Genomic DNA, 12,100 nt, shown 5'->3' with positions numbered 1-12,100 from the left:
GCCGCCGAGGAGCCCGCCGGAGGGCCCGCCGGAGGCGGCGGGAAGCCGACCGTCGGGGTGCCCGTCGGACGTGGTGGGGTGTCGGCGGCCGGGGGCTGGGGCGGGCGGGACGGCGGTGGGGCGGCCTTCGGGGGGGTCGTGGGGCGGGGCGGGGCCGTGGGTACGGGGAACGTCCGCATGTGCGGGCTCCACGCGCTGCCCGACTCCGGCGCGCCGATGGTGGTGGCCGGGAAGTCGCCGCGCTGCCGGTCGAGCCGTCCGGGTACGGCTGTGCCGGACGTGCCCGTGGCCGCGTCGCTCGGCGGCTCGGCGGGGGTGCCCGGGCGCGTGGCCCGCGCCCCGGTGGCCGCACGCCGTTCACCCGGCGACGGGTCCGGTTCCCCGGCCGTACGCTCAGGGCGTCGCGAGCCGCCCGGTTCCGGGCCGGCACCCGTGCGCCGGGGCGACGGGCCCGGACCGTACGACAGCCGGAACGGCGCGCCCCGCACAGGGGCCTCAGGCGGCACCGGCCGGCCGGAGTCCCGGCCCGGGGACGGCGACGGCCCCTCCCGACCGGTCTGCCCACCGGAGAACGCCGACGGCACCGGCGGCACCGCTCGGCCGGTCTCCCGGCCGGAGGGCGCCGGGGGTGTGTCCGGGAAGCGGGCCGAGGCCGGCGGGGGCGGTGCGGACGCGGCGGGCCGGCCCTCAGGCGGCCGGAGGTTGGGGTAGCGGGGCCGAGTGATGCGTCCGGCGGACGCCGAGCGGCCTGCGCTCCTGTCCCCCGCCCCCTGTTCGCCCTGGCCCACCGCACCGCCCCGACTCGTCCGGTCATCACGACTCTGCTGCCCGCCAGGCGCTCCCGGCAGCTGGTCCTGCCCGGTGATCCCGGTCCCCTCCGTGGATACGTCCGGCCGCTGCGGTCGGTTCACCCGGTTCGGCCGGTCGAAGAACCCCGGACGGTCCGCCCGGCCGAACGCGTCACCCGTGCGGGGGGCATCACCTTCGCCGGTCACCTCGTTCTTCGGCCGGGACCCGTCGGCCGCCCGCGCGGACTCCCCGGCGGGCTCTGCCGGGACGGGGCCGGGCGAGGGGCGGCGTGGTATCGGGGCGTGCCGCGCTTCAGTGCTCATGCGCCCCCCGTTTCCTCATGCCCGGGCCAACTCCTCGTGCGGGCCGTCGTGCTCCCCGGCGCGGAGACGTCCGCCCCCGGGCACGCATACCCGCACACGCGGATCCGCATCCCGGCACGGGCCGGACGGCCGGGTCCGTGCCGCCGTACGTGCGCGTCACTCTACGGGTTGTCCGAGGGCGAACGGGAACCAGTCCGCGCCCCCGGGGCATCTGCCCGGATCGTCCCTCTACCCTGCGGTAATCCTGTCTGGCAGGCTTCGTTCATGACTGCGCGCGCCGCCGACCGGGCCCGTTACAACCGGGCCACCGCCCACCTGGACGCCCCTGTCGCGATCGTTGATCTGGAGGCCTTCGACGCCAACGCGGACGACCTCGTACGCCGGGCCGGCGGCAAGCCGATCCGGGTCGCGAGCAAGTCCGTGCGCTGCCGCCACCTGCTGGAACGGGTCCTCGCGAAGGAGGGTTTCGCGGGGATCATGTCGTTCACGCTCGCGGAGTCGCTGTGGCTCGCGCGCTCGGGGTTCGACGACGTCCTGCTGGCGTATCCGTCCGCGGACCGGGCCCGGTTCGCGGAACTGGCCGCCGATCCGAAGCTGGCCGCCGCCGTGACCGTGATGATCGACGACCCGGCACACCTCGACCTGATCGACGCCGCCCGTGACGGCGGCGGTGAAGTGGTCCGGGTCTGCCTGGAGTTGGACACCTCGCTGAAGCTGTTCGGGGGGCGGGTGCGGGTCGGGGCCCGGCGCTCGCCGCTGCACTCCCCGGCCCAACTGGCCGACCTCGCCCGGGTGGTGGCACGGCGCCCGGGGTTCCGGCTCGTCGGGATCATGGGGTACGAGGGGCATATCGCCGGGGTCGGGGACGATGTCGCCGGGCGGCCGCTGCGCTCCCGCGCGGTGCGTCTGATGCAGGCCACCGCCCGTCGTGAGCTGGCCGAGCGGCGCGCCGCGGTGGTGCGGGCGGTCCGGGCGGTGGCGCCGGACCTGGAGTTCGTCAACGGCGGCGGCACGGGCAGTGTGCAGACCACGGCGGCGGAGGACTCGGTCACCGAGATAGCGGCCGGGTCGGGCCTGTACGTGCCGCGTCTCTTCGACAACTACACCTCGTTCACCGGCCGTCCGGCCGCGCTGTTCGCCATGCCGGTGGTGCGGCGGCCCGGTGTCGGGGTCGTCACGGTCCTGGGCGGCGGTTACCCGGCTTCGGGCGTCGCGGGTCCGGACCGGCTGCCGGTGCCGTACCTGCCGGAGGGGCTGTCGTACGACGCGCAGGAGGGCCCCGGTGAGGTGCAGACGCCGCTGCTCGGCTCGGCGGCGGACGATCTGCTGATCGGCGACAAGGTGTGGTTCCGGCACGCCAAGGCGGGCGAGCTGTGCGAGCGGTTCGCCGAGTTGCAACTGGTCGAGGGCGACCGGGTGACGGCGACCGTGCCGACGTACCGGGGTGAAGGTCACACCTTCCTCTAACCGGCGGGCTGGTCACCGACCGGGCGGATGCCGCTGGTGATGGCGTCCATGTCGGACAGCGGCGGTCCGTCCGGGCCCGCGTCGAGGACGAGCCGGACGACGACCGGGGCCGGGATGCCGGTGGCGGAAGGGAAGGCCACGGCCTGGACGTAGCCGCCCGGTCCGTCGGCCGTCCGTACCCGCCAGCGCACCAGGTAGCCGTCGCGGCCTGCCACCGCGACCCGCCCGGCCTTGACGACCCGGTGCGAGCGGATGCCCCCGAAGGGACGCCGGCCGCCGGGATCGTGGCCGTAGGCCGCCTCGGCCGCCTCGGGTACGTCGCGTTCGGCGACGGTGCGCGGGGAGGCTCCGTCGGCGCCGCCCGCCGTAAGGCTGATGACCTGGCCGTGGCGGCACCGGCCGGTGCGGGCCGGGCAGGCGTAGGTGCCGGCGGTGGTCATCACGACGTCGTCCTGGGCGGGGTACGAGGAGCCGGTCCAGCCGGCCGGCACCGGCAGGCTGATGCCGTTGAGCTGGTCGACGACGCGGTCCGGGGGCGCCGCCGGACCGGGGGCGGTGCGGACCGTCGTGTCGGCCCGGCCGCTCGCCTCGTCGGTGCGGAGCACGGTCGCGCCGCAGACGATCGCGGTGGCCAGCACGGCCGCGGCGGATGTCAGCGCGACCGCCCTGGCCCGTCCGGACACCCCGGCCGCCGGGGGCGGCGGCGCGGGGAGGCCGGACGGGGTGCGCCGGTGCTCGGTCCAGGCCCGGCCGTCCCACCAGCGCTCCAGGTGCGGGGCGTGCGGGGCGGCGTACCAGCCGGGCGGCGGCGTCATGCTCACTCCCGCACTGTAGGACGGGGGTGGGGGTCCGTACCCGGACTCCTAGAGGGGCGTGACGTACGCCCCGGAGATCCCGCCGTCCACCAGGAAGTCGCTGGCGTTGACGAAGGAGGAGTCGTCGCTGGCCAGGAAGGCGACGGCGGCGGCGATCTCCTCGGCCTCGGCGAACCGGCCCAGCGGGATGTGCACCAGGCGGCGGGCGGCCCGCTCGGGGTCCTTGGCGAACAGCTCCTGGAGGAGGGGGGTGTTGACCGGTCCGGGGCAGAGCGCGTTGACCCGGATGCCCTCCCGGGCGAACTGCACGCCCAGTTCACGGGACATGGCCAGGACGCCGCCCTTGGAGGCGGTGTAGGAGATCTGCGAGGTGGCCGCGCCCATCCGGGCCACGAAGGACGCCGTGTTGATGATGGAGCCCTTGCCCTGCCGCCGCATGTAGGGGATGGCGGCCTTGCAGCACAGGTAGACGGAGGTGAGGTTGACCTCCTGGACGCGCTTCCAGGCCTCCAGTCCCGTCTCCAGGATGGAGTCGTCGTCGGGCGGTGAGATACCGGCGTTGTTGAAGGCGATGTCGACGCTGCCGTAGGTGTCGTACGCGGTCTTGAACAGCGCCTCGACCTGGTCGGCGTCGGTGACGTCGACCTTCACGAAGAGTCCGCCGACCTCCTCGGCGGCGGCCTTGCCCCGGGTCTCGTCGACGTCGCCGCAGACGACGTGGGCGCCCTCGGAGGCCAGCCGCCGCGCGGTGGCGAGGCCGATGCCGCTGCCGGCTCCGGTGATGACGGCGGTACGGCCGACGAGCCGGCGGCAGACGGTGTCAGGGGTCTGAGCGGTCACTGTGCGGGGCCTTCCGTGCTGATGAAGACGTTCTTGGTTTCGGTGAAGGCGGTGAGCGCGTCCGGGCCGAGTTCACGGCCGATCCCCGACTGCTTGTAGCCGCCGAAGGGGGTCCAGTAGCGGACGCTGGAGTGCGAGTTGACGGACAGGTTGCCGGCCTTGACGGCCTGGGAGACGCGCAGGGCGCGGCCCACGTCCCGGGTCCAGATGGAGCCGGAGAGGCCGTAGTCGGTGCCGTTGGCAAGCCGGATCGCGTCGGCCTCGTCCTCGAACGGGATGACGGCGGCGACCGGCCCGAAGACCTCCTCGACGGCCACGCGCGCGTGCGGGTCGACGCCGGTGAGGACGGTCGGCGGGAACCAGAAGCCGGGGCCCTCGGGGGCCTTGCCCCGGATGCCGGGCGCGTCCGCGTCGACGTAGGAACGGACCCGCTCCAGCTGGGCCCCGGAGATCAGCGGGCCCATGTCCGTCCGCTCGTCGGCCGGGTCGCCGACGGTGACGGACTCGATCGCGGGGGCGAGGAGTTCCAGGAAGCGGTCGTAGACCGGCCGCTGGACGAGGATGCGGGTACGGGCGCAGCAGTCCTGGCCGGAGTTGTCCAGGAAGGACATGGGGGCAGCGGCCGCGGCGGCCTCGATGTCCGCGTCGGCGAAGACCAGGTTGGGGCTCTTGCCGCCGAGTTCGAGGGTGACGCGCTTCACCTGGTCGGCGCAGAGCGCCATGATGCGCTTGCCGGTCCGGGTGGAGCCGGTGAACACGATCTTGGCGACGCCGGGGTGGCGGACCAGGGCCTCGCCGGCGATGTCACCCCGGCCGGGCAGGACTTGGAACAGGCCCTCCGGAAGCCCTGCCTCCAGGGCGAGTTCGGCGAGACGCAGGGCGGTGAGCGGGGTGGTCTCGGCGGGCTTGAGGATCACCGCGTTGCCTGCGGCGAGGGCGGGCGCGGTGCCCCAGGCCGCGATGGGCATGGGGAAGTTCCAGGGGGCGATGACGCCGACGACCCCGAGGGGTTCGAGAAGGGTGACGTCGAGGCCGCCGGGTACCGGGATCTGGCGTCCGGTCAGCCGCTCCACTCCCCCGGCCGCGTAGTCGAGCAGGTCGCGGACGTTGCCGGCCTCCCAGCGGGCGTTGCCGACGGTGTGCCCGGCTTCCCGGACCTCCGACTGGGCGAGTTCCTCGCGGTGTTCGTCGACGGCGACGGCGAACCGGCGCAGCAGCCGGGCCCGTTCGCCGGGCGCGAGCGCGGCCCAGCGCTCCTGGGCCCGCGCGGCCCGTCGTACGGCGGTGTCGATGTCCTGCTCCGCGGCGCCCGGGACGGTCGCGATCACCTCCTCCGTGGCCGGGTTGAGGACGTCGAGTTCGTACTGTTGCGACAAGTGATGCCTCACATGCGTTCGAAGGAGCGGCGCAGCTCCCAGTCGGTCACCGCGGCGTCGAAGGCCTCCAGCTCGACGCGGGCCATGTTGCGGTAGTGCGCGACGACCTCGTCGCCGAAGGCCGCCTTCGCCACGGGGCTGTTCTCCCAGAGTTCGGCGGCCTCGCGGAGGGTGGTGGGGACGTGGGCGAAGTCGGCGGTGTAGGCGTTGCCGGGGCAGGGCTCGGGGAGTTCCAGCTTCTGCTCGATGCCGTACAGGCCGGCCGCGACCAGACCGGCGACGGCGAGGTGCGGGTTGACGTCGCCGCCGGGCAGCCGGTTCTCGAAGCGCAGCGAACGGCCGTGGCCGACGACCCTCAGTGCACAGGTGCGGTTGTCCTGGCCCCAGGCGACGGCGGTGGGGGCGAAGGAGCCCGGCTGGAACCGCTTGTAGCTGTTGATGTTGGGGGCGTAGAGGAGCGAGAAGTCACGGAGGGCGGCGAGCTGTCCGGCGAGGAAGTGCCGCATCACGTCGGACATGTGGCCCTGGGAGGAGAAGGCGTTGTTGCCCTCCGCGTCCGCCAGCGACAGGTGGATGTGGCAGGAGTTGCCCTCCCGCTCGTTGTACTTGGCCATGAAGGTCAGGGAGACGCCCTCCTGGGCGGCGATCTCCTTGGCGCCGGTCTTGTAGACGGCGTGCTGGTCGCAGGTGACCAGGGCCTCGTCGTAGCGGAAGGCGATCTCGTGCTGGCCCGGGTTGCACTCGCCCTTCGCGGACTCGACGGTCAGACCCGCGCCCGCCATCTCGTTGCGGATCCGGCGGAGCAGGGGCTCGATCCGCCCGGTGCCCAGCACCGAATAGTCGATGTTGTACTGGTTGGCCGGGGTCAGTCCCCGGTAGTTCGCGTCCCAGGCCGCCTCGTAGGTGTCCTTGAACACGATGAACTCCAGCTCCGTACCGACCTGTGCGGTGTAGCCGAGTTCGGCGAGGCGCTCCAGCTGGCGGCGGAGGATCTGCCGGGGCGCGGCGACGACCGGGGAGCCGTCGTTCCAGGCGAGGTCGGCGATGAGCATCGCCGTGCCCGCGTTCCAGGGCACGCGGCGGAGGGTGGCGAGGTCGGGGTGCATGGCGAAGTCGCCGTAGCCGCGGTCCCAGGAGGACATGGCATAGCCGTCGACGGTGTTCATCTCGGTGTCGACGGCGAGGAGGTAGTTGCAGCCCTCCGTGCCGTGGCGCAGGACCTCGTCGAGGAAGAAACGGGCGGCGAACCGCTTGCCCTGCAACCGCCCTTGCATGTCGGGGAAGGCCAGGACGACGGTGTCGATCTCACCGCCCGCGACGAGGGTGTGCAGTTCCTCGACGCTCAGCGGGGGTGTGCGGTCTGCCACGGGAGCTCCTTCGGCTTCTTTCACGCTGGTACCGCTGGTACTGCTGGTACTGCTGCTGCCGCGGGTCTGCTGCGGCCACTGCTGACGATGCGCTTCTGCGGCCGGACGGGGAGCTCTAAGGTATTGAAGAGAACCATTGCTTGGGAAGGGGGTACGGCCATATGTCGCTGGACGCGGACGGCGCCCTCGACGACCCGTTGACTCCGGTGCTGCGACCGGTGCGGGCGGGCAACGGCTTCGAGGAGGCGCTGGAGCAGATCCTGCAGGTCGTCCGGCTGGGCCTGGTTCCGGGCGGCGAGCGGCTGCCCGCCGAGCGGGTTCTGGCGGAGCGGCTCGGGATCAGCCGGGTGACGCTGCGCGAGGTGCTGAAGGTGCTTCAGGACCAGGGTCTGGTGGAGTCCCGGCGCGGACGGTACGGCGGTACGTTCGTGCTGCCGCGCACGGACGCGGGCGGCGAGGGCGAGCTGCGGCGCCGGATCACCGAGGTCGACATCGAGGACGTGCTCCGGTTCCGGGAGGTCCTCGAAGTGGGCGCGGCGGGCCTGTGCGCGGCGCACGGGCTCACCGGCGAGCAGGCGCTCAGGCTGCGGGAGGCGCTGGCCCGCACGCACGAGGCGCCGCTGGCGGACTACCGCCGCCTGGACACCCTGCTGCATCTGACGATCGCCGAGCTGTGCCGCTCCCCGTCCCTCACCGCCCAGTACGCGGCGGTGCGCGCGACGGTGAACGACCTCCTCGACTGCATCCCGCTGCTGGTCCGCAACCTGGAGCACTCGCAGCGCCAGCACATCGCCCTGGTGGAGGCGGTGCTGGACGGGGACGCCGACGGCGCGCGGGAGATGATGCGGGAGCACTGCGCGGGGACGGCGGCGCTGCTGCGGGGCTTCCTGGCGTGACGGCCGGCCGACGCGTCACCGAGGTGTGCGATAAAGGTACGCACGCACACCTTATGACTGGGGAGGGTCCATGACCGGGCGGCCGCTGATCGGCGTGAGCACATACCTGGAGGCCGGAGTGCGCTGGGGAGTCTGGGAGCTGGAGGCGGCCCTGCTGCCTGCCGGTTACCCACGCCTCGTCCAGCGGGCCGGCGGCCTGGCCGCGCTGCTGCCGCCGGACGCCCCCGAGCACGCGGCGGCGACGGTGACGCGCCTGGACGGCCTGGTGATCGCGGGCGGCCCGGACGTGGAGCCGGTCCGCTACGGCGCCGAGCCCGACCCCCGCACCGGGCGTCCCGCCCGCACCCGGGACGCCTGGGAGCTGGCCCTCATCGACGCCGCGCTGGCCGCCGGCGTACCGCTGCTCGGCATCTGCCGGGGCATGCAGCTCCTGAACGTCGCCCTCGGGGGCACCCTCGTCCAGCACATCGACGGCCATGCGGAGGTGCCCGGGGTCTTCGGCCGCCACGAGGTGAAGCCGGTGCCCGGCACCCGGTACGCCGGGACGGTCCCGGAGGAGACGTCGGTCCCGACCTTCCACCACCAGGCGGTGGACCGCCTCGGCGCGGGGCTGCTGGTGTCGGCGTACGCGGCCGACGGCACGGTCGAGGCGATCGAACTGCCCGCCGGGGACGGCTGGGTCCTCGGGGTGCAGTGGCATCCGGAGATGGGCGAGGACCTGCGGGTGATGGAGGCACTGGTCGCCGCCGCGTCCGCGCGCTGAGCAGCGGTTTTCGCCCCCGCCGCCCCTACCCGTCCCGTCCACGTCCCGTCCTCCAGGGAGTGCGCCCCCTTCGACCGCCCGCTCCGGGGCTGCCGCCCCCGAACCCCCGCATCGGCCTGAACGGCCTCGTCCTCAAACGCCGGACGGGCTGGTGGGGGGTGCGGACCGGCCTTCGTCCTCGTCCGCCGGACAGACTGGAGGCAGGGACGCAGACCAGCCACCGTCCCCGTCCACCGCGCAGTTGGAGACGGGAACAGCCCGGCCTTCGGCCCCTGGCCGCCGGACAGACTGGAAACGGACACAGCCCGGCCTTCGCCCCCGGCCGCCGGACGGGCTGGAGGCGAGCACGGACCAACCACCGTCCTCGCCCACCGGACAGACTGGAGACGGACACAACCCGGCCTTCGCCCCTGGCCGCCGGACAGACTGGAGGCGGGCACGGACCGGCCCTCGTCCTCGCCCACCAGACAGACTGGAGAGGGGTACGGGCCGGCCTTCGCCTTCGCCCTCGTCCGCCGGACACTGGAGACAGGCACAGACCAGCCTTCGCCCTCGTCCGCCGGACAGACTCGAGGCGGGCACGGACCGGTCCTCGTCCTCGTGTGCCGGACGGGGCTTCCTTCCGGCCGTTGCTCTTTGCGGGAGCGAGTCGGGTGGTGGGTGGGCGAAGGGTTTTCAGGCGCGGGTCAGGGAAAGCAGCTCGCGGGCGGGGCCGGTCGGGCGGTGGCCTGTCGGCCACACGGCGCGTAGGTCGCGGCGGAGGGCGATGCCCTCCAGGGGGATGGCGACCAGCCGCCGCATCGCCAGCTCCTCCCCCACCACCAGTTCGCTGAGGACCGCAGGCCCGGCGCCGCCGACCGCCGATGCCTTCACCGCGGTGGTCGACGACAGTTCGATCAGCGGGCGGGCCAGGCCGCCCAGCGCCGTGTCGAGGACCTGGCGGGTGCCCGAGCCGCGTTCGCGGAGGATCAGCGGGGTCGCCGCCAGCTCCGCCGCCGCGAGCGGGCGCCGACGGCGGGCCCAGGGGTGGGCCGGGGCGACCACGACGATCAGGCGGTCGTGGGCAATCACCGCCGAGTCCAGGCCGTGCGGAACCGTCAGGCCCTCCACGAAGCCCAGGTCCGCCTCGTCCGCGAGCAGCCGCTCGGCCACCGCCGCCGAGTTGCCGGCGAGCAGCGACACCGCCGTGTCGGGACGCTGGGCGCGCAGCGCGAGCAGCCAGCCGGGCAGCAGGTACTCGGCGATGGTCATGCTCGCCGCCACCCGCAGCCGCGAGTCCCGCCGGTCCCGGAGCGCCTGGGTGCCCGCGTCGAAGGCCTCCGCCGCCTCCACCACCCGCCGCGCCCAGTCGGTCACCAGCGCCCCCGCGTCGGTGAGCCGGGAGCCGCGCGGCGAGCGGTCGACCAGGGCCACGCCCAGCTGCCGTTCCATGGAACGGATCCGGCTGCTGGCCGCCGGCTGGGTGATGCCGACCTCCCGCGCCGCCGCCCCGAGGCTGCCCAGCCGCGCCACCGCCAGCAGCAGCTCCAGCGCGCCGAGGTCCGGCACCCGGTGCGCGAGCGTGCCCCCTGTGGCCCGTTCCTCCGTCTCGCTCATAAGACCAGCTTATGCCCCCATAGAGAAGAGCTCCCTGGTCGGCCGCGCGGAACAGCGGAACCGTTGGATTCATGGTCACCGCAGTCCGTCATCTCGGCCCCAACTGGTACGCGTCCGTCATGGGCACCGCAGCCCTCGCCCTCGGCGGCGGCGCACTCGGCGTCAACGGCTCGCGCGAGCTCTTCGTGAGTGTCTGGGCGCTGTCCCTGCTCCAGCTCGTGGTCCTGCTGGCCGCCCGGGCCCTGCACTGGGCCCACCACCGCGACCAGGCCCGCGCGCATCTCCTCGACCCCGCCGTGGCACCCTTCTACGGCTGTCTCGCCATGGCCCTGCTCGCCGTCGGGGGCGGTGCGCTGGCCCTCGGACGGGACTGGATCGGGGAGCCTGCCGCCGTCACGCTCGGCTCCGTGCTCTTCGTCGCCGGTACCGCCGTGGGACTCGCGGCGGCCGTCGCCGTGCCGTACCTGATGGCCGTACGGCATCGCGTCGACCCCGGCCAGGCCTCCCCGGTGTGGCTGCTGCCGCTGGTGGCGCCCATGGTGTCGGCCGCGCTCGGGCCGCAGCTGGTCCCGCATCTGCCGCCCGGGCAGGCGCGCGAGACCCTGCTCTACGGCTGCTTCGCGCTCTTCGGGCTGAGTCTGCTCAGCACGCTGCTCATGCTGGGGCTCGTCTTCGGCCGGCTGATCGCCGGCGGTCCGCTGCCGCTCGCGCTGACCCCCACGGCCTTCCTGGTGCTGGGCCCGCTCGGGCAGTCCACGACGGCGGTGGGTGCCTTCGCGGACCTCGCCCCCGGCGTGGTACCGGCGCCGTACGCCGCTGGTTTCGGCCTCCTCGCGGTGCTGTACGGCGTTCCGGTCATGGGGTTCGCACTGCTGTGGCTGGCGCTGTCGGCCGTCCATGTGGCGCGGGCGTGGCGGCAGGGGATGCGGTTCACCATGACATGGTGGGCGTTCACCTTCCCCGTGGGGACGTGCGTCACGGGCGCCGCCGCGCTCGGGCGGCACACCGGGCTCGCCGCGTACCACTGGCTGGCGGCGGCCCTGTACGCCGTCCTCGTCGCCGGCTGGCTGGCGGCCGCCTCCGGCACCGTACGCGGGCTGCTCAGCGGTCAGCTGCTCGCAGGGCCTCGGCCAGCACCCGGGGCGCCTCGGCCAGTGAGGGTCCGTACCACGTCAGGTGCCGTCCGCTGACCAGCGCGCAGGGCAGTCCGGGAAACGCCTCGGGGCCGTCGGTGGCGGTGAAGCGGTAGGGCTCGTCCGGGAGGACGACCAGGTCGGGGTCGGCGTCGCGCAGTTCCCCGAGCGGGACGCGGGGGTAGCGCTCGGGGTGTCCTCCGAAGAGGTTGTGCACGCCCAGCCGGGCCAGCAGGTCGCCCGCGAACGTGTCCCGGCCGAGGACCATCCAGGGCCGCCGCCAGACCGGTACGACCGCCGTCGTCACAGGGCCGGCGGGCACCGGCGCGGACCACGCCTGCTCCGCCTCGTCCAGCCAGCGGGGGCGGCCGCTCGCGCCGCACGCGGTCAGGACCCTCTCCAGTTCACGGAAGGCCTGTGGCAGGTCCCGCACCTCCGTGACCAGCACCTCCAGGCCTGCCGTGCGCAGGGCGTCCAGGTCGGGGGCGCGGTTCTCCTCCTCGTTGGCGATCACCAGGTCGGGGGTGAGGGCGAGGATCCGGTCGAGGGCGGGGTTCTTGGTGCCGCCGATGCGGGGGACGCCGAGACGGGCCGGGTGGGTGCACCAGTCCGTGGCGCCGACGAGAACCCCTGGACGGGTCTCGGCGATCGCCTCGGTGAGGGACGGTACGAGGGAGACCACGCGCGGTGGTGCCACGCGCGGTGGTGCCACGCGCGGTGGTGCGCCGCGGGCGC

Annotated in this window: 10 protein-coding genes; 4 read left to right on the top strand and 6 right to left on the bottom strand. The window is 74.1% G+C overall.

Annotated elements, in window-relative coordinates:
• Nucleotides 1-1,376: 1,376 nt before the first annotated feature.
• Nucleotides 1,377-2,579, top strand: coding sequence for an amino acid deaminase/aldolase (locus LQ326_RS00985; RefSeq protein ID WP_234531476.1), 1,203 nt, complete (start codon nucleotides 1,377-1,379; stop codon nucleotides 2,577-2,579).
• On the opposite strand, the gene LQ326_RS00980 is transcribed toward LQ326_RS00985, so the two are convergent.
• From LQ326_RS00980 to LQ326_RS00965, 4 genes are read right to left on the bottom strand one after another with little or no spacing between them, the layout of a single operon-like run.
• Nucleotides 2,576-3,394, bottom strand: a complete 819-nt coding sequence (locus LQ326_RS00980; RefSeq protein WP_234531888.1) for a DUF2510 domain-containing protein — start codon at nucleotides 3,392-3,394, stop codon at nucleotides 2,576-2,578. The genes LQ326_RS00985 and LQ326_RS00980 overlap by 4 nt on opposite strands.
• 48 nt (nucleotides 3,395-3,442) lie before the next feature.
• Nucleotides 3,443-4,234 carry a 3-oxoacyl-ACP reductase gene (locus LQ326_RS00975; RefSeq protein ID WP_234531475.1) on the bottom strand — a complete coding sequence of 264 codons (792 nt, stop codon included), beginning with the start codon at nucleotides 4,232-4,234 and terminating at the stop codon, nucleotides 3,443-3,445.
• Complete coding sequence (locus LQ326_RS00970) at nucleotides 4,231-5,610, bottom strand: aldehyde dehydrogenase family protein (RefSeq protein WP_220214489.1); 1,380 nt, start codon at nucleotides 5,608-5,610, stop codon at nucleotides 4,231-4,233. The genes LQ326_RS00975 and LQ326_RS00970 overlap by 4 nt, the downstream gene beginning before the upstream one ends.
• A gap of 8 nt (nucleotides 5,611-5,618) precedes the next feature.
• Nucleotides 5,619-6,977: a glutamine synthetase family protein gene (locus tag LQ326_RS00965; RefSeq protein ID WP_234531473.1), complete on the bottom strand. Its 1,359-nt coding sequence runs from the start codon at nucleotides 6,975-6,977 to the stop codon at nucleotides 5,619-5,621.
• A 161-nt stretch (nucleotides 6,978-7,138) separates the two neighbouring features.
• Between LQ326_RS00965 and LQ326_RS00960 the strand changes: the two genes are divergently transcribed.
• Nucleotides 7,139-7,873: a FadR/GntR family transcriptional regulator gene (locus tag LQ326_RS00960; RefSeq protein ID WP_234531472.1), complete on the top strand. Its 735-nt coding sequence runs from the start codon at nucleotides 7,139-7,141 to the stop codon at nucleotides 7,871-7,873.
• Between the two features lie 70 nt (nucleotides 7,874-7,943).
• Nucleotides 7,944-8,636, top strand: coding sequence for a gamma-glutamyl-gamma-aminobutyrate hydrolase family protein (locus tag LQ326_RS00955; RefSeq protein WP_234531471.1), 693 nt, complete (start codon nucleotides 7,944-7,946; stop codon nucleotides 8,634-8,636).
• A 675-nt stretch (nucleotides 8,637-9,311) separates the two neighbouring features.
• Here LQ326_RS00955 and LQ326_RS00950 read toward each other — a convergent pair.
• Nucleotides 9,312-10,232, bottom strand: a complete 921-nt coding sequence (locus tag LQ326_RS00950; RefSeq protein WP_234531470.1) for a LysR family transcriptional regulator — start codon at nucleotides 10,230-10,232, stop codon at nucleotides 9,312-9,314.
• Between the two features lie 71 nt (nucleotides 10,233-10,303).
• On the opposite strand from LQ326_RS00950, the gene LQ326_RS00945 reads away from it, so the two are divergent.
• Nucleotides 10,304-11,422 (top strand): TDT family transporter, encoded by a 1,119-nt coding sequence (locus LQ326_RS00945; RefSeq protein ID WP_234531469.1) that lies wholly within the window; start codon nucleotides 10,304-10,306, stop codon nucleotides 11,420-11,422.
• On the opposite strand, the gene LQ326_RS00940 is transcribed toward LQ326_RS00945, so the two are convergent.
• Nucleotides 11,334-12,062 carry a helical backbone metal receptor gene (locus LQ326_RS00940; RefSeq protein ID WP_234531468.1) on the bottom strand — a complete coding sequence of 243 codons (729 nt, stop codon included), beginning with the start codon at nucleotides 12,060-12,062 and terminating at the stop codon, nucleotides 11,334-11,336. The genes LQ326_RS00945 and LQ326_RS00940 overlap by 89 nt on opposite strands.
• Between the last annotated feature and the right edge of the window lie 38 nt (nucleotides 12,063-12,100).

The sequence above is a fragment of the Streptomyces shenzhenensis genome, assembly GCF_021462265.1.
In the GTDB taxonomy this organism is placed as follows: Bacteria; Actinomycetota; Actinomycetes; order Streptomycetales; family Streptomycetaceae; genus Streptomyces; species Streptomyces shenzhenensis.
The sequence above is the reverse complement of the archived record's forward strand: the minus strand, read 5'-3'. Positions and strand labels throughout refer to the sequence as shown.